Here is an 18,890-nt window from a genome sequence, read left to right as displayed (position 1 = left end):
TGTGGGAGTCGGGTGACGGGTAGAGAACCGGACATGACGTCCAGCAGCGCGGGCACGGCCCGTCGCGGTGACCGTTCCCCCCTGCTGGTCGGGCTCGCGGTGGCCGTCGCGGTCCCGGGCCTCGTCCTGCACGTGGTGGGCATCTCGCTGTCCCACCCCGTCGACGCGCTGCTCTACGGCGTCGCGATCATCGGCGCGGCGTTCCTGCTGTCCTGGGCCGCCGAGGCCGCGCAGGTCGACATCTCCGCGGGGCTGGCGATCGCCCTGCTGGCGCTGGTCGCGGTGCTGCCCGAGTACGCGGTGGACTTCGTCTTCACGATCCAGGGTGGCGAGGCGTACGCCCAGTACGGGCCGACGTGTCTGCCACCGGGCTCGACGGAACAGTCCCCCTGCGGCCTGGCGCTGGCCAACATGACCGGCGCCAACCGGATCCTGGTCGGTGTCGGGTGGGCACTGGTCGTGCTGCTCGCCGCGATCCGTCTGCGCCGCGGCGGCGCCGACCCCGGCCAGGAGGGCGGCCCCGGCACGTCGCACCGCGAGGGTCACGCCACGCGGGTCACGCTGCAGCGCACCGACGCCGTGCCGCTGGTCTTCCTGCTGCTCGCCACCGTCTACTCGCTGACCCTGCCGCTGCGCGTCAGCATCACGCTGGTCGACACCGTCGTCCTCGTCGGCATCTTCGTGCTCTACAGCATTCGCGTGGCCAAGGCGCCGGCCGAGGACCCCGACCTCATCGGGCCGTCGGCGTGGGTCGGGCGGATGGACGCCGGCAAGCGCCGGACCGGCTACATCGCGTTCTTCGTGGTCGCGGCCGTGATCATCATCCTGTGCGCCGAGCCGTTCGCCGACTCCCTCGTCCAGACCGGCACGGAGCTCGGCATCAGCCAGTTCTTCCTCGTCCAGTGGCTCGCCCCGCTGGCCTCGGAGGCGCCCGAGCTGCTCGTCGCCGGCCTCTACGCCTGGCGGCTCAAGACCACCGACGCGCTGGCAACGCTGGTGTCGTCCAAGGTCAACCAGTGGTCGTTGCTCGTCGGCACGCTGCCGATCGTGTTCGCGCTGTCGGCGGGGTCGCTCAACGGCCTGCCGGTCGACACGGTGCAGCGCGAGGAGCTGCTCATCACCGCCGCGCAGTCGCTGTTCGCGGTGGCGCTGCTCATCACGCTCTCGATCACGGTCTACGGCGCGCTGAGCCTGCTCGGGCTCTTCGTCGCCCAGTTCGTGCTGGCCGCGACACTGCCGGCGCCGCTGCAGGAGCTCGAGCTGCTGATCCTGTCCGCCGTGTACGTCGGCGCGGCGATCGTGCTGTTCATCCGCCAGCGCCACGCCCTGGTCCGGCTCGTCCGTGACGGGCTGCGCACGCCCTACGCGGAGCTGACCGAGACGGCCGGGTCGGGATCGAGCACGAAGTGAGCCAGAAGTGAACCAACGCCTGGCCGTCATGCTCGTCCACGGCGTCGAGAGCGCCGGCGAGCAGTACGCCGACCGCGCCATGGCGCTGATCGGCGAGGAGTTCGAGCGCATCGCCGGCGTGCCCGCCGCCGAGGCGCTGGTGATGAAGCCCGCGTTCTGGGCGCCGGTCTTCGAGCAGGGCCAGGAACAGCTCAGCACCCGCATCGGCGGGCGCAACGCGCAGTGGCTGCTGCAGGTCCTCGACGCCCTGGCCGCCCGGGCGAGCCAGGGGTCGACGCTCGCGCTGCTGGCCGCGGCGTCGACCGCGGGCCTGCGCTGGCTCCCGGGCCTCGGCGACGCCCACTTCCCGACGCTGCGCTGGCTGATCGTCCACTACCTCGGCGACGCCGTGGCCTATCACTCCGGCACCGACGGCACCGGGCACTACGAGGACGTCCAGGCCATCCTCGCCCGCACCCTGCACGAGCTCGCGCAGGAGGCGGGCGCGGACGCGCCGCTCGCGGTGCTCGGACACAGTCTCGGCAGCGTCGTCTCCAGCGACTTCCTCTACGACCTGCAGCGCACCAAGCTCGCCGGCGCGGCTGCGGACGTCCTCGACGACACACCGATCGAGCGCGGCGAGACCTTCGGCTGGTACTACACGCTCGGCAGCCCCCTGGCCCTGTGGGCCCAGCGCCACCCGGGCTTCGGCCGGCCCCTGACCGTGCCGCACCCCGACTTCGCCGAGCGCCTGCCCCGCCAGCGCGGCGAGTGGGTCAACGTCTACGACCCCGACGACGTCATCGCCTCACCGCTGCGCCCCCTGAGCGACGCCTGGGCCGCGGCGATCACCGAGGACCGCCGCGTCGGCGTCGGGCCGTGGTGGTTGGGCTGGACGCCCCTGGCCCACCCCTACTACTGGAACGACCGGCGCGTCGTCGCGCCGATCGCCTCCCAGCTGGCCCAGGCCTGGCACCGGCTCTGAGCCGCCCGCTCAGACCTTCGCCCGCTCCACCTGCTCGACGCGGTCCTCGGCCGCCATCTCGGTCAGCTTGCGCCCGGCCTCGGCGTCGCGGGTGAGGTTCTCGCCGGTCTTGGGGTCGAAGACGTGGATCTTGCGGGCGTCGAGCCAGAACTCCGCCTCGCGGCCCTCGCGGATGCGGCTGGTGGAGTCGATCGACACCACCGCCTGGGTCCGCAGCTGGTCGGAGTCCAGCTCGCGGGAGAGCTCCTTGAGCTGCTCGGCGACCTCGGTCGGCGCCTCGTACGGGATGTAGGCGTACTGCGCGTCGCCGAGCCACTCGGTGACGTCGACCCGCGCGGTGAACGTCGACCCGTACGGCTTCTTGGCCTCGTCGACGAGGCTGGCGTCCTCGAAGTACTCAGGCCGGATGCCGACGAGCAGCAGGTCCCGGCCCTGGATCTTCTCGGCGCGCTCCTGGCCCAGCTCGATCGTGCCGAACGGCGTCGAGAGGGCGGTGCCGTCGACCGTGGCCGGCAGGAAGTTCATGGGCGGCGAGCCGATGAACCCGGCGACGAACAGGTTGACCGGCTGCTCGTAGAGCTCCCGTGGCGACGCGACCTGCTGGATGACGCCCTTGCGCAGCACGCAGACGCGGTCGCCGAGCGTCATCGCCTCGGTCTGGTCGTGCGTGACGTAGACCGTGGTGATGCCGAGCCGGCGCTGCAGGCGCGCGATCTCGGTGCGCATCTGGCCGCGCAGCTTGGCGTCGAGGTTGGACAGCGGCTCGTCGAAGAGGAACGCGTCCGCGGCGCGCACGATGGCCCGGCCCATGGCGACGCGCTGGCGCTGACCGCCGGAGAGGTTGGCGGGCTTGCGCTGCAGGTGCTCGCGCAGCTCGAGGATGTCGGCGGCCTCCTCGACGCGCCGGCGGACCTCGTCGTCGGACACCTTCGCCAGCCGCAGCGGGAACGCGATGTTCTCGAAGACGCTCAGGTGCGGGTAGAGCGCGTAGTTCTGGAAGACCATCGACAGGTTGCGGTCGCGCGGCGCCTTGTCGTTGACCCGGTCGCCCGCGATGACCATGTCGCCCGAGGTGATGTCCTCGAGCCCGACGATCATCCGCAGCAGCGTCGACTTCCCGCAGCCCGACGGTCCGACGAGGATCATGAACTCGCCGTCGGCGATGTCGAGGCTCACGTCGTTCACGGCGGGGTAGCCGTCGCCGTACTGCTTGACGATGTGGCTCATCTCGATCGAGGCCATGGTTATCCCTTCACGGCGCCGTTGGTGAGACCGGCGACGATGCGCCGTTGGAAGAGCAGGACGAGGAGCACGACCGGGATCGTCACGATGACCGCGGCGGCCGCGATCGGCCCGTTCGGTGACTCGAACTGCGAGGCGCCCGAGAACAGACCGAGGGCCGCGGGCACCGGACGGGCCGCCTCGGTCGACGTCAGCGAGATGCCGTAGACGAAGTCGTTCCAGGCGAGGAAGAACGCGATGATCGCCGTGGTGAACACGCCGGGCGCGGCCAGCGGCACGATCACCTTGCGGAACGCCTGCCACGGCGTCGCCCCGTCGACCTGCGCGGCCTGCTCCATCTCCCACGGGATCTCGCGGAAGAACGCCGACAGGGTCCAGATCGAGATCGGGAGCGTCAGCGACAGGTACGGGATGATCAGGCCGGGCCAGGTGTTGTAGAGCCCGATCTGGCGCCAGAGGTTGAACAGCGGCGTGACGATCGAGATCACGGGGAAGATCGCGACCGCGAGCGCCGTGGACAGGATCAGCTTCTTGCCGGGGAAGTCGAGGCGCGCGATCGCGTAGGCGGCGAACATCGAGAGCAGGCACGAGATGAACGTCGCGATGAGGCAGATGCCGAACGAGTTCACCAGCGCCGGCAGGAACAGCCCCGCCGCGTCGCCGACGAGGATCTGCTCGTAGTTCTCGCCGGAGAACGCGGTGGGCAGGAACTGCCCGTTGGAGATGTCGTCCGACGACTTGAACGACAGCGAGATGATCCACGCCACCGGGAAGAGGCAGTAGACGATGATGATCAGGCCGCCGATACCCCAGCCGACCTTCTCGCGGGTGGACACGGCTACTCCCCTCGCGCCTGGGACAGGTCGACCTTGAAGCCCTTGATGAACAGGGCGCTGATCAGCACCACCGACAGGAACAGCAGCACCGACACCGCCGACCCGAGCCCGATCTCGACCCGCTCGATCGTCTGCCGGTAGGCCAGGAACGAGACCGTCTCGGTGCTGTTCGCGCCGGCGGTCATGACGAACACCGAGTCGAACACCCGGAACGCGTCGAGGGTGCGGAACAGGACGGCGACCATGATCGCCGCCTTCATGTTCGGCAGCGTCACCCGCCGCAGGCGCTGGAACCACGTGGCGCCGTCGACCTTGGCCGCCTCCTGCAGCACGTCGGGGACCTGCGCGAGGCCCGCGAGCAGCAGCAGCGAGATGAACGGCGTGGTCTTCCAGATCTCGGCGAGGCAGATGACGAACAGCGACAGGCCCTGCGTGCCCAACCAGTCGGTCTCCGCCGTGACGCCCGGGATCCAGGAGAACCAGGAGTTCACGAAGCCGGAGTCGACGCTGAACGCGAACTGCCACGCGAACGCGGAGACCACGGTGATCACCGCGTAGGGGATGAGGATGACCGTGCGCAGGACCGGGCGCAGCCCACGCAGCGCGTTGAGCATGACCAGGGCCAGCCCGAACCCGAGGACCAGCTCGACCGCCACCGTCACGACGGTGATGAAGGCGGTGACACCGAACGAGGTCCACCACACCGGGTCGGTGAGGATGACGCCGTAGTTGCCGAGCCCGACGAACGAGGAGTTCTCGGGGTCGGTGAGGCGGTAGTCGAACAGCGAGTCGAAGACGGCCTGGACGATCGGGTAGGCCGTGACCAGCAGCATCACGACGAACGCGGGGCCGGCGAGGTACCACCCCAGCCGCCGTTCGGCCTTCGTCTTCTCGTTGAGCGCGCCGTCGCGGGTGGGGTCCACCGCGCTGGTGGGCCGATCCAGGGTGGTGCTCATCAGAGCAGCGCCTCCTTCCTCAGCACCGCGGTGATGAGGGCCGTGGCGGCCTCGTTGGTCGGGCCGGGCACGACCGCGTCCGGCGGGTGGAAGGTCCGCTGGATACCGCCGGAGACCTCGGCGTAGTACGCGGTCTGCGGACGGGGTGCGGCCTGGGTCAGGGAGTCGCGGATGGTCGGCGCCATCGGGAACTCCGCGACGACCTCCGGGTCGCTGAACACCGAGATCCGCGACGACGGGTTGCCGTTGGAGACGAAGTAGTACGCGGAGTTCTCCGGGCTCGTGATGCAGGTGGTGGCGTCGTAGGCGAGGTCCGGGTGGTTGCTGAAGGCGCCCACGCCGAGGTTGATGCCACCCAGCGGCGGCGCGCTCGGCCGGTCGGGCGAGGTGCGCGGGTAGATCGTCCAGCCGTAGTCGTCGGGCACCGACTGCGGCAGCGTGCCCTCCTCGACGGCGGACTTGGCCTTCCCCCAGATGAACGGGTAGTTGACCATGAACGCGGCCGAGCCCGACTGGAACGACTCGGCGTTCGTGTCCTCGTCGGCGGTCGGGAACCCGGGCGGCGCGACGCCGGCGTCGCCGTAGGTCTGCAGCACGCGGGCCGCCTCGAGGCCGGGCGGGGCGTTCAGGCCGAGCTGGACGAGCTCCGGGTTCTCCTCGCCGACGTTGGTGATGATCGAGCCGCCGCTGGACTCGATGAGGGCGTTGACCCACACCGTCAGCGACTCGCCCCGCACGCCCTGCGCGGCGATCTGGGTGCGGGCGCGGGAGGCGGCCTGGATGATCTGGTCCCAGGTCACCGGCGCGTTCATGTCGATGCCCATCTGCGCGACCGCGGACTTGCGGTACCAGAGCAGCTGGGTGTTGGCCCAGAACGGCACGACGACGAGACGGCCCTGCCAGGTCGACGCCTCGATCGAGCTCGGGACGCGGTCCTCGCGGGCCGCGGCCTCGACGGCGGGCGGCATCGGCGCGAGGAAGCCGGCCTGCGCGAACTCGGGCACGTAGGGCGGGTCGATGCTCATGATGTCGATCGACGAGTCGTTGGCCGCGAGGCGGCGCACGAGCTGCTGCCGCTGCTCGGAGGCCTGACGGGGCAGGGTCGACGTCACGATGCTGTAGCGCCCGCCGGAGGCCGCGGTGCACCGCGCGGCGATCTCGGCCTGGCCACCGTCGTCGGGGTTGATGTACCACGTGAGCACCGGCGGACCCGGCGGCGCCGAGCTGCACGCCGCGGCCAGCGCCGCGATCACCGCGACCGCGACGGCCACGGCCGTGAGCCGCCGTCGTTGGTGGCGCATCGGTCTCCCCTCCCGGCACCCACACGTGTTGGAACCGCTTGCGGTGGGAGCGTGGTGATGCGGGTCTCACAAGTCAAGCACCGAGAGCGACCGCGAGGTCGCTGTGGGACATCTGGGGCAGTTGCCTGCCTCCCACGGCCCTGATCGTCCGAACGACTCTGGAAGCGCTTGCGGGTCGGTGCCATGCTGCACGGCTGTGACCGGGGACACGCGGGGGACGAGGCCGCCCACGCCCGTGCCCGGCCCCCCGCGCGTCACCCTCGACGACGTCGCCCGCCGCGCCGGCGTCTCGACGGCCACCGCGTCCCGCGCCCTCGGCGACCACCCGCACGTCGCCGCGGCCACCCGCGCCCGGGTCCGCGAGGCCGCCGAGGCGCTCGACTACGTGGCCTCGCCGGAGGCCACGCGCCTCGCCGGCGGGCCGACCGGGCGCGTCGCGGTGCTCGTGCCGCACCCGTCGCGCTGGTTCTTCGGGGAGCTGCTCGAGGGCCTCGAGGCGGCGCTGCGGGCGGCCGACCTCGACCTCGTGATCTTCCGCGTCGGCGGCCCCGAGGAGCGCGCCGCGTTCTTCGCGCGGCTGCCGGCGCGGCGCAAGGTGGACGCCGTGGTGGTGCTCGCGTTCGCCGTCGACGAGCTCGAGCACGCCCGTCTGGCGTCGCTGGGCGTCGACGTCGTGGCCGCGGGCGGTCGCGTCGCGTCGTACCCGTCGGTGGGCATCGACGACCACGTCGCCGGCCGGCAGGCGATGGACCACCTCGTCCACCTCGGGCACCGGCGCATCGGCATGATCGCCGTGGGGGACACGCAGCGCAGCGGAGCCGGACCGTCGGGCAAGGACGTCGGATGCCTCGCCCCGGAACCCGACGGGCGGACCTCCGCCTGGCGCGCCGCCCTCGGCGACGCCGGGATCGCGCCCGACGACGAGCTCGTCGTCACCGTGCCCTGGGGCGGCGAGGGCGGAGCCGACGGCATGGCGCGCCTGCTGGGGCTGCGCTCCCCGCCGACGGCCGTGTTCGCCCACGACGACGAGACCGCCCTCGGCGCGATCCGCACGCTGCGCCGCGCGGGGCTGCGGGTGCCCGAGGACCTGTCGGTGATCGGCGTCGACGACCACCCCCTGGCCGCGCTCACCGACCTCACCACCGTCGCCCAGCCCGTCCGCGCCCAGGGCCGCCGCGCCGGCGAGCTGGTCGTGGCGGCCCTGCGCGGGGAGCTCGCGGACGGGCTGCCGCCGGCCGAGCTCCTGCCCACCCGTCTCGTGCTGCGCGGGACGACCTCGCCCCCGGGAGCCCCCCGATGACCGCACCCGACCTGCGCCTGCGCGCCCCCACACCCGGCCTCATCGCCCTGCCGTGGGAGCGGCCCCTCGCGACGTGGGACGCCGACACCGTGCCCCTGCGCGAGCTGCCGGTCGGGCCGAGCCGCCACCTCGTGCGGTTCGTCGAGGTCGACGGGACGCTGTGGGCGCTCAAGGAGCTGCCGCCGCGGACCGCGCGCCGCGAGTTCGACGTCCTGCGCCACCTCGAGGCCGTCGGGCTGCCGGCCGTGCGCCCCGCCGGGCTCGTCACCCAGCCCGACCACGACTGCTCGATCCTGCTCACGCGCTACCTGACCGGCTCCTGGCAGTACCGCCGGCTCATCGCGCGCCTGCCGCCGAACCGCCCCGCACAGCGCTCGCGGCTCTTCGACGCCATGGTCGGCCTGCTGGTCGAGCTGCACCGCCACGGCGTCTACTGGGGCGACTGCTCGCTCGCCAACACCCTGTTCTCGCGCGACGGGCAGCTGTTCCAGGCGTGGCTCGTCGACGCCGAGACCAGCGAGGTCCACCCCTCGCTGTCCGACGGGCAGCGCGCGATGGACCTGGAGATCCTCGTCGAGAACGTCGCGGCGGGGATGACCGACCTGGCCGCGAGCCTGGGCCGCCCGCCCGAGATCGAGCCGCAGCTGATCGAGGAGGCCATGGGGCTCCCGGCGCGCTACGAGGCGCTGTGGGACGTGCTGCACGGCCAGGCGCAGTTCGCGTTCGGCGACCGCTACCGCGTCGAGGGCACCGTGCGCGAGCTCAACGACCTCGGCTACGTCGTCGACGAGGTGAGCCTGGCGCCCGCCGAGGACGCCGAGGGCGGGCTCGTGCGGCTGCGCGTGGCCGTCGGCGAGCGCACCCACCACGCCCGCTACCTGCAGGAGCTCACGGGCCTGCAGGTGGGTGAGGGCCAGGCGCGCATCCTGCTCGGCGACCTGCGCGCCCACCAGCGCGCCATCGCCCGCGAGCACCCGGAGCGCCGGATCACCGAGGACCAGGCCATCGCGAGCTGGCTCCACGACGTCCTGACGCCGGGGATGCGCCGCGCCCACGCCGCGGTCCGCCACGTGGGCACGGCCGTGCAGGCCTACTGCGACCTGCTCGAGGTCCGCTGGCTGCTCTCCGAGCAGGCCGGCGCCGACGTCGGCACCGACCGCGCGCTCGAGGCGCTGGCCGAGCGCGCGCCGGCCGACTCCGCCGCGCGCTCGGTCGTCGTCGACACGGCCTCGGACATCCCCGTCGTCGAGGCGGACCCGGCCGTCCCGGACGTGCCCCCGGAGTGGTGAGGGTCAGGACACCCGCAGCCACACCGCCGCGTCCGCACCCAGCCGCCCGTCCTCGAGCGGCACGCTGGTGAGCAGGACCTCGTCGTGCGGCGGCAGGTCCACGGCCTCGCTGCCCAGGTTGACGACGCACGCGACGCCCGGCTCGCGGCGCAGGTGCAGCACCACGTCACCGGGTGCCGACACCCACGCCATCTCCCCGTCGCCGAGCGCCGGGTCCGCGTGCCGGAGACGGAGCACGGTCCGGTAGAGCTCGAGCACCGAGTCCGGGTCGCCCTGCTGCCGGTCGGCCGCGTAGGCGTCCCAACCGGCGGGCTGGGGCAGCCAGGGCGGCGCGGCCCCGTCGGGGCTGAAGCCGGTCGACGCGCCGTCGGTCGCCGACCACGGCAGCGGCACGCGGCAGCCGTCCCGTCCGCGCACGGTGTTGCCCGAGCGCCGCCAGGTCGGATCCTGCAGGGCGTCCTCGGGGATGTCCTCGACCTCGGGCAGCCCCAGCTCCTCGCCCTGGTAGACGTACATCCCGCCCGGCAGCGCGGCCTCGAGCAGCAGCGCGGCCCGGGCGCGGCGCGTGCCCAGCGCGACGTCCGTGCCGTCGTCCTCGCGGGCCACCGTGGACGTCGGGACCTCCTCGGCCTCGAGGGTGGGGCGGCCGTAACGGCTGGGGTGGCGGACGACGTCGTGGTTCGACAGCACCCAGGTCGCCGAGGCGCCGACCTCGCGCAGCCGGCCGGTGGTGGTGTCGATCGTCTCGCGCAGCGCCGTGGGGTCCCAGGGCGCGACGAGGTAGTCGAAGTTGAACGCCGTGTGCAGGCGGCCCGGGGCCACGTAGCGGGCCAGGCGCTCCGGGGCGGGCGTCCAGGCCTCGGCGACGAACATGCGGTCGCCGGGGTACTCGTCGGCCACGCGCCGCCACGACTCGTAGATCTCGAGCACGCCGTCGCGGTCGACGTACGGGTGCCCGCCGGGCGGGTAGGTGCGCCCGAGCTGGTCGGCGGCGTCGGTGAGGTCGGGCAGGTCGGGGTCCTTGACCAGCCCGTGCGCCACGTCGATGCGGAAACCGTCGACGCCGCGGTCGAACCAGAACCGCAGGACGGACTCGAACTCCGCGGCGACCTCCGGGTTGGCCCAGTTCAGGTCCGGCTGGCCGGAGTCGAACAGGTGCAGGTACCAGGAACCGTCCTCGACGCGCGTCCACGCGGACCCGCCGAAGTGCGACCGCCAGTTGGTGGGCGGCTCGGCGCCGTCGGGACCGCGTCCGGCCCGGAAGACGTAGCGGTCACGCGCGCCCGGCTCGTCGGCCAGCGCGGCCCGGAACCACGCGTGCTGGTCGGAGGTGTGGTTGGGGACGATGTCCGGGATCAGCCGCAGCCCGTGTTCGTGGGCGTCGACGATCAGCTTCTCGGCGTCGCTGACCGTGCCGTAGGCCGGCTCGATGGCCCGGTAGTCGGCGACGTCGTAGCCCGCGTCGGCCTGGGGCGACGCGTACCAGGGGTTGATCCACAGCGCGTCCACCCCGAGGTCGGCGAGGTAGGGCAGCCTCTCGCGGATCCCGGCGATGTCCCCGATCCCGTCGCCGTCGGCGTCGGCGAAGCTGCGGATGTAGACCTGGTAGATGACGGCCTCGCGCCACCACGGGACGGGTCCGGCTCCGCTGCGCTGCGCGTCCTCGGGCGTGTCGGAGGGCGTGTCGGCCACCGGGCGACTCCTGGATCGATCGTGGACGGCTCACCCTCCACGATGCCCGATGGCCGCCGGGTCAGGCGTCGGCCGTGGCGCGCGCCTCGACGTCCTCGTCCTCGTCTTCGTCGTACTCGTCGTACTCGTCGTCGAGGTCGTCATCGTCGTCGAGGTCGTCCTCGTCGGTGTCCTCGTCGGTGTCCTCGAGGACCTCCTCCGGCGACGGGGCCTCGTCGATGCCCTCCGGCGCGCGGCGGGCGCGCAGCTGCTCGGTGGCCCGGCGCAGCGCCTCGAGCGCCTGCATGGCGATCCGCACCACGAAGGCGAGGAAGAGGCGGGCCTGCTCGAGGAGGAACGCGCCGGCCGCGCCGGCACGCCCGGACGACGCCGACGACGCCGAGGAGCCCGACGACCCGGACGGCTCGTCGCGCTGCGGGGAGGTGCCGCTGCGCTCGCCGAGCCGGTCGGCGAGGTCGTCGACCTTCTCCACGGCACGGTCGACGACCGCGGCCAGCAGCCGGCCGGCGATCACGGGCAGCATGCGGCGCGCGGCCTCGTTCAGGATCGGGCCGCTCACGGACGACGGGCGGGGGACGGTGCCGTTGGTGGTCATCACGCCCGACGCTAGGCCCGGAACGGCGACGCGACACTCCGCCGTCGGCACCCACCCTCCCGGCACATGCCCCACTCGGCGCCGCATCCGGTGGCACCATGGAGGGGATGCGGCAGCCGGGGCGACGCGAGCGGCTCGTCGCCGCGCGGGAGCGTGACGGCGACACGTGCCTGTGGTGCGCGCGCCCGCTGACCGGGGCCGTCGGGGCGACGACCGACCACGTCGTGCCCAAGGTCAAGGGCGGCCCGTCGTGGCTGGAGAACGAGGTCGCCGCGTGCGGCCGGTGCAACGGCGAGCGCGGGCACCGCGGCGCGGTGGAGTGGCTCGAGGAGTGCGAGCGGCGCGGGTGGTCGCCTGACGCCGCGCGGCTCGAGCGGGTGCTGGAGTCCCTGGCGGCGGCGATCGCCGAGCGCGGCGGGCAGCGCCGGGCGCGCCCGCACCTCGACGCCCAGCGGCGACGCCTGCGCAAGCGGTTTCCCGCGGCGGCCTAGTCCTGGTCCTGGTCCTGGTCCTGGTCCTGGTCCTGGTCCTGGTACGCCGCGTCGAAGAACGCGAGCTCGAGGTCGACGGCGCGGCTGAACATCGCGGCCATGCGGTCGCGGGTGGCGTCGTCGGCGCCGGCGGCGACGCGGTCGGTCTCGGCGCGCAACAGCTCGACCCAGGCCCGGAACGCGGAGCCTCGGTGCAGGTCGATCCACTCGGCGTGCAGCCAGTCGCGGGGCGACGGCTCGGGGCGTGAGGCCCAGTCGAGGTAGAGCCACTCGGCGACGAGGAGCACGGTGAGGACCTCGGCGTACGACCCGGAGCGGCGCGCGTCGTCCATGAGCTCGAGGAACCCCTGCGTCGGCGGCAGCGGGTCGACGGGTGCCGTCACGCCGAGGCGGGTCAGCGCGCGGCCGAAGTAGTCGTCCTCGTCGCCGGCGACCAGGCCGAGCTGGCGGGCGATCGCCAGGCGCGGCGGCGTGCGGTCCGCCGAGGCGACGGCCGCGCCGAGCAGCGCGACGAAGCGGTCGAGGAACAGGGCGTCCTGGGCGAGATAGCGCGCGAGGACGGCGTCGTCGACGCGGCCCGCCCACAGCTCGTCGACGAAGCGGTGGCCGACGGCCGCGTCCCACGTGCGCGCGGTCGCCGCGCGCTGCTCGTCGGCGAAGCCCATGGGTCCCTCCTTCGCGCGCCGCTGCGAGCCGGTGGCTTTCCTGGCGTCTGACGCCAGCGTGGACGCCAGGCTGGCACGGGTCCGTGCACATTGGCGCGGCCCGGGCATCGGCGGGCGGGGGCTTCCGCCGATGACCGGGCCGCGGGGCATCCCGGCCACGGTGGTGGCGACCGGGGACACGTCTCTAGCGGTCGAACTTGTCGGGGTCGGGGCCGAGGCGCTCGGCCTTCTCCATCCCCTCGATCTTCTGCATGTCCTCGTGCGTCAGCTCGAAGTCGAAGATCGCCATGTTCTCCCGGATGCGCTCCGGCGTGACGGACTTCGGGAAGATGATGTTGCCGATCTGGATGTGCCAGCGGAGCACCACCTGCGCCGGGCTCTTGCCGTGCGCCTGGGCGATCTCGCCGAGCTCCGGGGCGTCGAGCAAGCCCCTGCCCTGGCCGATCGGGCTCCACGCCTCGGTGCGGATGCCGTGGCGCTCGTGGTACGAGCGCAGCGCGGCCTGCTGCATGTGCGGGTGCAGCTCGATCTGGTTGATCGCCGGCACCGTGTCGGTCTCCTCGAGGAGCCGGTCGAGGTGGTGCGGCTGGAAGTTCGAGACGCCGATGGTGCGCGCCTTGCCGTCGGCGTGCGCCTTCTCGAAGCCCTTCCACGTCTCGACGTAGAGGTCCTTGCCGGGCAGCGGCCAGTGGATGAGGTACAGGTCCACGCGGTCGAGGCCCAGCTTCTGCAGGCTCTCGTCGAGGGCGCGCTGCGCGTCGTCGTAGCCGTGGTTCGAGTTGTTGCACTTCGTCGTGATCCACAGCTCGTCGCGCGGCAGACCCGACTTCGCGATCGCCTCGCCGACCTCGGCCTCGTTGCCGTACATCTGGGCGGTGTCGATGTGCCGGTAGCCGGCGTCGAACGCCTGCTGCACGGTGTCCGCCGTGTCCGACGGGTCGATCTGGAACACACCGAACCCCAGCTGGGGAATGGTCGCGCCGTTGTTCAGCTCGATACCGGGGACATCGCTCATGGACGGCGGATACCCCCGGTGGTCCGGGACTCAACCACCGGACGGGCGGTGATGCCCGCCCCGCGACGCGCGGAGCGGGCATCACCGAGCGGCACGACTACGCCGTGGCGAACGCCCCCAGGGTGCGGTCCGGGCGCACGCCGGCGAACGACCGGTGCCAGGTCCTGTAGTACGCGATCTCCTCGTCGCTGCGCAGCGCCCAGCCGTGCTCGACCGTCGGGGGCTCCGCGTCCTGCGCGCCCTCCTTGGCCTTCTCCTTCTCGACGAGCGCGGAGAGCACGTCCTTGGCGCCGGAGCCGTCGCCGAACTGCTCCTTGCCGCGCCAGACGATGTCGTAGGGCACCATCCCGTCGAACGCCTCGCGCAGCAGCTGCTTCTCGACGCGGTCGTGGATCTTGAGCTTCCACTCGGCGGGCAGCGCCAGCATCTCGCGCATGACGGTGGCGTCGAGGAACGGCACCCGCGCCTCGAGCCCGTAGTTCATCGTCGCGCGGTCGCAGCGCTGCAGGTTCAGCTCGTGGAGCATCTCGATCGAGCGCACGAGCTCGGCCTGCAGCGTGTCCGGCGTCGAGAACTCCTCGCTGTGGACGTACTCGTAGCCGGCGAACAGCTCGTCGGCGCCCTCGCCGGTGAGCACGACCTTGACGTGCTTGACCGCCTCGCGGGCGAGCAGCAGGTTCGGCACCGCCGAGCGCACCAGCGCCGGGTCGAAGTGCTCGATCACCGTGACGGCCTCGTCGAGCGCGGACTCGAGGTCGTCGGCCGTCGGCACGATCTCGTGGTGGTCGGTGCCGAGGTACTCGGCGACCGCGCGGGCGGCGAGCAGGTCGGCGGAGCCCTCGGTGCCGACCGCGAAGGTCGGGAGCCGCTCGCCCTTCTCCTCGGCGACCTTGACCGCCACGGCGGCGACGATGGCGGAGTCGAGCCCGCCGGAGAGGAAGACGCCCACGGGGACGTCGCTCATCATGTGGCGGCGGATCGAGTCCGAGAGCACGTCGCGGATGTGGCCGAGGTCCTCCTCGGTCCACTGCTTGTCCGGCGCGAGGCGCGCGGGGCGGACCTCGACCGGCACCGCGTCGGCGAAGCGGACCATCGCGCCCTCGGCGACGTCACCGGCGACGCCCGGCGTCCAGACGTGCCCGGGCGGGAAGGCCTCGACGAAGGGCTGGTCCTCGGGGTCGAACGCCCGCAGCTCGCTGGCGAAGATCGTCACGCCGTCGAGGCGCGCCCAGTACAGCGGCTTGATGCCGATCGGGTCGCGGGCGACGGCGCCGCGGCCGTCGGTGTGGGCCATCGCGAGGGCGAACATGCCGCGCACCTCGTGCAGGGCCGCCGAGCCGTCGCGCAGGACCAGGCGGAACGCCGACTCGGTGTCGGAGTCGGTCGCGAAGCGGACCTCGGAGAGGACGTCGCGGATGTCCTCGTGGTTGTAGATCTCGCCGTTGCCGACCACGAAGGCCGAGTCGGTGTCGTCGGCGATGGGCTGCTTGCCGCCCGTGACGTCCATGATCGAGAGACGCTGGTGACCGAGCCACGCGTTCTCCAGCTGCACCCGGCCGGTGTCGTCCGGCCCCCGGTGGTGGATGCGGGCGAGCATCCGCTCGCACTTGTCAGGATCGATCGTTCCGTACGCCGCGACGATTCCGCACACGGTGCGTCCCACATCCTCAGTGTTCTCGACTGGACCACGGTCGGGCCGTAGAGCACATTCCAGACAACCATCGGACGCGCGGACGCGCACCAAACCGTCGCCTGTGTCACCGCTCTTTAACGATCCCTCACATGCGCGACACTCAACGCCAGGCGAACACCGGCTGTTCCAGCCCGTCGACGCGCGTGGTGCGTCCGTGGAGCGCCACCTCGCGGAACTGCAGGAGCACCGCGGCCGTCGGGGCGTGGATGAAGTGGCCCACCAGCGGCATCTGCACGACCGGCCGCGGCGACTCGTCGATCGCGAGGTAGCGCGGCTCCACGTCGAGCTCATCGAGGGTGATGTGGAAGAGCTCGCTGACCTCGTCGGGCGAGGGCCGCAGGTCGGCGACGGCCCCGGCGGCGGCCATCACCACCGGCGTGATCACGAAGCCCGAGCGCGTCGGGTAGTCGTCGAGCAGGCCGAGCACGGTGCCGGGGTCGAGGCGCAGGCCGATCTCCTCGTCGAGCTCGCGGCGCGCGGCGGTGACGACGTCCTCGCCCGGGTCGACCGAGCCGCCGGGCAGGGCGAACTGGCCGGGGTGGTCGCGCAGCCGCGAGGTGCGGCGCGTGAGCAGCACGCCGGGTCCGCGGTCCGGGTCGTCGAGGACGACGACGGCGACGGCCGCGGCCCGCAGGTCGGGCCGGTCGACGGCACGGCGGTCGTCGTGGTCGTGCGTGCGCACGCGCGCGGCGACCTCGTCCGCGGAGGCGGGGCTCATCGGGCGGGGCTCATCCCCAGAAGATGCCCGTCGGGTCGGCGTCGACGATGTCGAGCAGCGGGGCCGGCGAGCTCGCCTTCGACTCGTCGGGGTAGCGGTGCCAGCGTCCGCTGGAGTCGGGCCAGAGCAGGATCCAGCGCTCCTCGTCGGGCAGCAGGCGCAGCTGAGCGAGGGGCTCGGTGGTCCAGCCGGTGCCGAGCTCGGGGAACACCGGCGCGCGACGGGCCGAGATCGTGATGCGTCCGGCGCGCTCGGTGTAGGAGATGCGCATCTGCTCGCGCTGGTCCTCGGGCACGCGGCGGGCACACCACTGGCGCACGAGCGCGCGGTGTTCGTCGGCGACCTCCACGGTCTCACTGTGACACGTGCGCCCCGTGGGCCGGGAGTGCCCCGCACCACGCCCGTCCCGTCGGGGTGTGCTCACCACCCGGTCCGGGGGCGGGCGCGCGCGCCTGCCAGCATGCGGGCGGGCAGCGTGAGGAGAGGTGGCTCGGTGGCGGCAGTGGTTTCCCGGGTGGGCCGCGTGGTGGTCGGCACGGTGGCGGGGCTCGGGCTCGCGCTGGGCGTCGCGGCCTGCGGCGGATCCCCGGCCCCGGGCGCGCCGGGTGCGGCCGTCGCCCCGTCCTCCGCCGCGCCGGCCACGCCCGATCCGGCGGTGCAGCCCTACTGCGACGCCGTCACGCGCGTGCAGACCGAGCAGGCGGCCCCGGGCGCGGGCGCCGGTGGGGTGGCGCCGTCGTCGGACGCCGCCCGGCGCCAGGTCGCGGACCTCGTCGCCACCGCCCCGCCCGAGATCGCCGCGGAGTGGCGCACCGTCCAGGCCCTCACCGACCAGGCGCTGGCCTCGCTGGCCGGGACCGGCGGCGACCCCACGCGCATCGACCGCGCCGAGCTCGAGCGCCTGCAGCGCGAGGCGGGGCCCGCGGTCGCGCGCATCCAGGAGGTCACGCAGCAGCGCTGCGGCATCACCTTCCGCCCGCCGGGCTGAGCGCGCGTGGGGGAGCGAGGGCGTCCCTCCCTGCGTCCGATGCGCCGGGGGCGTCCCTCGCTCCTCGGGCCACCACCCCTGGCCGCGTCGACCGCCCGGTCCTAGCGTGCGGCGGGTGACGACCGACCCCGTGAGCCGCTTCCCCGTCGTCGAGCTCGACGACCTCCCCGACGACCTGCGTGAGCGCGTCGGCGCGATCGCCGAGCGCTCGGGGTTCGTGCCCAACATCTTCCGCGCGCTCGGCCACCGGCCCGCCGAGCTGCGCGCGTTCCTCGACTACCACGACGCGCTCATGGAGCGGGAGTCACCGCTGTCGAAGGCCGAGCGCGAGCTCGTCATCGTCGCGACCTCCGGCGCCAACCACTGCACCTACTGCGTCGTCGCCCACGGCGCGATCCTGCGCATCCGCAGCAAGGAGCCCGAGCTCGCCGACCACGTCGGGATCAACCCCTACGGCGCGGAGCTCGATCCGCGCCGGCGCGCCGTCGTCGACCTCGCGCTCGCCCTCGCGCTGGACTCGGCGTCGCTGTCCGAGGACGACCTCGACGCCGCCCGCGACGCCGGCCTGACCGACGAGGAGATCTGGGACGTCGGGGCGATCACCGCCCTGTTCGCCATGTCCAACCGCCTCGCCCACCTCACCGCGCTCAAGCCCAACGCGGAGTTCTTCGGCATGGGCCGCGAGGCGCGGGGGTAGGCCGCGACATGACCTCCACAGCAGTCCTCGGCACCGGGATCATGGGCGCGGGGATGGCGCGCAGCCTGCTCCGCGAGGGCCACGACGTCACGGTCTGGAACCGCAGCACCGAGAAGGCGAAGCCCCTCGCCGACGCCGGCGCACGCGTCGCCGACACCGCCGCCGAGGCCGTCGCGGACGCGGACGTCGTCATCACCATGCTCTTCGACACCGACGCGGTGGCGCAGACCATGGAGCCGGTGCTCGGCCGGATGCGCGACGGCGCGGTGTGGGTGCAGACCAGCACGGTGGGCATCGAGGGCACCGACCGCCTCGCCGCCCTGGCCCGCGACGCGGGCGTCGACTACCTCGACGTCCCGGTGCTCGGCACCAAGGCGCCCGCCGAGAACGGTCAGCTCGTGGTGCTCGCGTCGGGGCCGTCGTCGCTGCGCGAGAAGGTGCAGCCGGTGTTCGACGCCATCGGATCACGCACGCAGTGGGTCGGCGAGACGATCGGCGACTCCAGCCGGTTGAAGCTCGCCGTCAACGCCTGGATCGGCGTGGTGGTCAACGGCGTGGCGCAGTCGATCGCGCTGGCCCGCGGACTGGGCCTCGACCCGCAGCAGTTCCTCGACGCCGTCGGTGGCGGGGCGCTCGACGCGCCGTACGTGCAGCTCAAGGGCAAGGCGATGATCGACGGCGACTACACGCCCTCGTTCGAGCTCGACGGCGTCATCAAGGACACCGACCTCATCCACGAGGCCCTGCGCGAGGCCGGCGTGGACGCCACGCTCGCGACCGCCGTGCGCGACCGTCTCGGCGTGGCCTCCGACGCCGGCCACGGCAGCGAGGACATGTCGGCCGTGGTGCACGCGTACAGGTGAGCAGGAAGAAGTGCTCCAGCACTTTGTGGTGTCTCAGCACATCTGGCGCAGGTCTGTCTCAGCGCATCGGAGACAGGTTGGTGGTCCGCTGGTAGCGGATGGTGCGGTCGAGGGTAAGGCTGGCGGCGACGGTGTCGTCGATGAGCACGGTGAGGCGGTCGCCCTGCCAGAACAC

19 protein-coding genes are annotated in these 18,890 nt (G+C 72.9%); 8 read left to right on the top strand and 11 right to left on the bottom strand.

The features are described 5' to 3' along the window. The first annotated feature begins 33 nt into the window (after positions 1-33). A complete protein-coding gene (locus tag PGB27_RS24235; protein ID WP_274202998.1) occupies positions 34-1,410 on the top strand; it encodes a sodium:proton exchanger in 1,377 nt (458 codons plus the stop codon). 7 nt (positions 1,411-1,417) lie between these two features. Next, the gene (locus PGB27_RS24230; protein ID WP_274202997.1) at positions 1,418-2,374 is read left to right on the top strand and encodes a hypothetical protein; all 957 of its coding nucleotides are present in this window, start codon (positions 1,418-1,420) and stop codon (positions 2,372-2,374) included. 9 nt (positions 2,375-2,383) lie between these two features. Here the strand turns inward: PGB27_RS24230 and PGB27_RS24225 are convergent, their stop codons facing one another. From PGB27_RS24225 to PGB27_RS24210, 4 genes are read right to left on the bottom strand one after another with little or no spacing between them, the layout of a single operon-like run. Then, positions 2,384-3,616, bottom strand: coding sequence for an ABC transporter ATP-binding protein (locus PGB27_RS24225; protein WP_274202996.1), 1,233 nt, complete (start codon positions 3,614-3,616; stop codon positions 2,384-2,386). A 2-nt stretch (positions 3,617-3,618) separates the two neighbouring features. Next, positions 3,619-4,452: a carbohydrate ABC transporter permease gene (locus PGB27_RS24220; RefSeq protein ID WP_274202995.1), complete on the bottom strand. Its 834-nt coding sequence runs from the start codon at positions 4,450-4,452 to the stop codon at positions 3,619-3,621. 2 nt (positions 4,453-4,454) lie between these two features. Beyond that, positions 4,455-5,408, bottom strand: a complete 954-nt coding sequence (locus PGB27_RS24215) for a carbohydrate ABC transporter permease (RefSeq protein ID WP_274202994.1) — start codon at positions 5,406-5,408, stop codon at positions 4,455-4,457. Continuing rightward, on the bottom strand, positions 5,408-6,709 hold the full coding sequence (locus PGB27_RS24210; RefSeq protein ID WP_274202993.1) for an extracellular solute-binding protein: 1,302 nt from the start codon (positions 6,707-6,709) through the stop codon (positions 5,408-5,410). The genes PGB27_RS24215 and PGB27_RS24210 overlap by 1 nt, the downstream gene beginning before the upstream one ends. Before the next feature lie 235 nt (positions 6,710-6,944). Here PGB27_RS24210 and PGB27_RS24205 point away from each other — a divergent pair, with 235 nt between their 5' ends. Further along, positions 6,945-8,009, top strand: coding sequence for a LacI family DNA-binding transcriptional regulator (locus PGB27_RS24205; protein WP_274202992.1), 1,065 nt, complete (start codon positions 6,945-6,947; stop codon positions 8,007-8,009). After that, a complete protein-coding gene (locus PGB27_RS24200) occupies positions 8,006-9,298 on the top strand; it encodes a DUF4032 domain-containing protein (protein WP_274202991.1) in 1,293 nt (430 codons plus the stop codon). The genes PGB27_RS24205 and PGB27_RS24200 overlap by 4 nt, the downstream gene beginning before the upstream one ends. Positions 9,299-9,301: 3 nt before the next feature. Here PGB27_RS24200 and PGB27_RS24195 read toward each other — a convergent pair whose 3' ends face one another. Next, on the bottom strand, positions 9,302-10,990 hold the full coding sequence (locus tag PGB27_RS24195) for a glycoside hydrolase family 13 protein (RefSeq protein WP_408630116.1): 1,689 nt from the start codon (positions 10,988-10,990) through the stop codon (positions 9,302-9,304). 61 nt (positions 10,991-11,051) lie between these two features. Further along, the gene (locus tag PGB27_RS24190; RefSeq protein ID WP_274202990.1) at positions 11,052-11,585 is read right to left on the bottom strand and encodes a hypothetical protein; all 534 of its coding nucleotides are present in this window, start codon (positions 11,583-11,585) and stop codon (positions 11,052-11,054) included. 107 nt (positions 11,586-11,692) lie between these two features. Between PGB27_RS24190 and PGB27_RS24185 the strand changes: the two genes are divergently transcribed. Continuing rightward, positions 11,693-12,076, top strand: coding sequence for an HNH endonuclease (locus tag PGB27_RS24185; RefSeq protein WP_274202989.1), 384 nt, complete (start codon positions 11,693-11,695; stop codon positions 12,074-12,076). On the opposite strand, the gene PGB27_RS24180 is transcribed toward PGB27_RS24185, so the two are convergent. From PGB27_RS24180 to PGB27_RS24160, 5 genes are all read right to left on the bottom strand, one after another. Next, on the bottom strand, positions 12,073-12,741 hold the full coding sequence (locus PGB27_RS24180) for a TenA family protein (protein ID WP_274202988.1): 669 nt from the start codon (positions 12,739-12,741) through the stop codon (positions 12,073-12,075). The two genes, PGB27_RS24185 and PGB27_RS24180, sit on opposite strands and share 4 nt — an antisense overlap. A gap of 184 nt (positions 12,742-12,925) precedes the next feature. After that, positions 12,926-13,756: an aldo/keto reductase gene (locus PGB27_RS24175; protein ID WP_274202987.1), complete on the bottom strand. Its 831-nt coding sequence runs from the start codon at positions 13,754-13,756 to the stop codon at positions 12,926-12,928. A 97-nt stretch (positions 13,757-13,853) separates the two neighbouring features. Continuing rightward, complete coding sequence (gene asnB / locus PGB27_RS24170) at positions 13,854-15,419, bottom strand: asparagine synthase (glutamine-hydrolyzing) (RefSeq protein ID WP_274202986.1); 1,566 nt, start codon at positions 15,417-15,419, stop codon at positions 13,854-13,856. Positions 15,420-15,549: 130 nt separating this feature from the next. Then, the gene (locus PGB27_RS24165; protein ID WP_274202985.1) at positions 15,550-16,167 is read right to left on the bottom strand and encodes an NUDIX hydrolase; all 618 of its coding nucleotides are present in this window, start codon (positions 16,165-16,167) and stop codon (positions 15,550-15,552) included. Between the two features lie 10 nt (positions 16,168-16,177). Continuing rightward, positions 16,178-16,516 (bottom strand): DUF3024 domain-containing protein, encoded by a 339-nt coding sequence (locus tag PGB27_RS24160; protein WP_274202984.1) that lies wholly within the window; start codon positions 16,514-16,516, stop codon positions 16,178-16,180. 144 nt (positions 16,517-16,660) lie between these two features. On the opposite strand from PGB27_RS24160, the gene PGB27_RS24155 reads away from it, so the two are divergent. The 3 genes from PGB27_RS24155 to PGB27_RS24145 all read left to right on the top strand — a co-directional run bounded on the left by PGB27_RS24155 (position 16,661) and on the right by PGB27_RS24145 (position 18,715). Continuing rightward, positions 16,661-17,155: a hypothetical protein gene (locus PGB27_RS24155; RefSeq protein ID WP_274202983.1), complete on the top strand. Its 495-nt coding sequence runs from the start codon at positions 16,661-16,663 to the stop codon at positions 17,153-17,155. Between the two features lie 115 nt (positions 17,156-17,270). Further along, entirely contained in the window at positions 17,271-17,852 is a 582-nt protein-coding gene (locus tag PGB27_RS24150) for a peroxidase-related enzyme (RefSeq protein WP_274202982.1), read from the top strand. Positions 17,853-17,860: 8 nt separating this feature from the next. Then, entirely contained in the window at positions 17,861-18,715 is an 855-nt protein-coding gene (locus PGB27_RS24145; protein WP_274202981.1) for an NAD(P)-dependent oxidoreductase, read from the top strand. Positions 18,716-18,890 lie beyond the last annotated feature (175 nt).

It is taken from the genome of Actinomycetospora lemnae (assembly GCF_028737315.1).
Lineage (GTDB): Bacteria > Actinomycetota > Actinomycetes > Mycobacteriales > Pseudonocardiaceae > Actinomycetospora > Actinomycetospora lemnae.
Note: the sequence above shows the minus strand (reverse complement) of the source record. Positions and strands in the feature narration are given on the sequence as shown.

Excerpts from the sequence above, each read along its gene's own strand:
- PGB27_RS24165 (WP_274202985.1), bottom strand. The coding sequence starts at position 16,167 with ATGAGCCCCGCCTCCGCGGACGAGGTCGCCGCGCGCGTGCGCACGCAC.
- PGB27_RS24235 (WP_274202998.1), top strand. The coding sequence starts at position 34 with ATGACGTCCAGCAGCGCGGGCACGGCCCGTCGCGGTGACCGTTCCCCC.
- PGB27_RS24175 (WP_274202987.1), bottom strand. The coding sequence starts at position 13,756 with ATGAGCGATGTCCCCGGTATCGAGCTGAACAACGGCGCGACCATTCCC.
- PGB27_RS24145 (WP_274202981.1), top strand. The coding sequence starts at position 17,861 with ATGACCTCCACAGCAGTCCTCGGCACCGGGATCATGGGCGCGGGGATG.
- PGB27_RS24190 (WP_274202990.1), bottom strand. The coding sequence starts at position 11,585 with ATGACCACCAACGGCACCGTCCCCCGCCCGTCGTCCGTGAGCGGCCCG.
- PGB27_RS24215 (WP_274202994.1), bottom strand. The coding sequence starts at position 5,408 with ATGAGCACCACCCTGGATCGGCCCACCAGCGCGGTGGACCCCACCCGC.
- PGB27_RS24200 (WP_274202991.1), top strand. The coding sequence starts at position 8,006 with ATGACCGCACCCGACCTGCGCCTGCGCGCCCCCACACCCGGCCTCATC.
- PGB27_RS24180 (WP_274202988.1), bottom strand. The coding sequence starts at position 12,741 with ATGGGCTTCGCCGACGAGCAGCGCGCGGCGACCGCGCGCACGTGGGAC.
- PGB27_RS24210 (WP_274202993.1), bottom strand. The coding sequence starts at position 6,709 with ATGCGCCACCAACGACGGCGGCTCACGGCCGTGGCCGTCGCGGTCGCG.
- PGB27_RS24185 (WP_274202989.1), top strand. The coding sequence starts at position 11,693 with ATGCGGCAGCCGGGGCGACGCGAGCGGCTCGTCGCCGCGCGGGAGCGT.
- PGB27_RS24225 (WP_274202996.1), bottom strand. The coding sequence starts at position 3,616 with ATGGCCTCGATCGAGATGAGCCACATCGTCAAGCAGTACGGCGACGGC.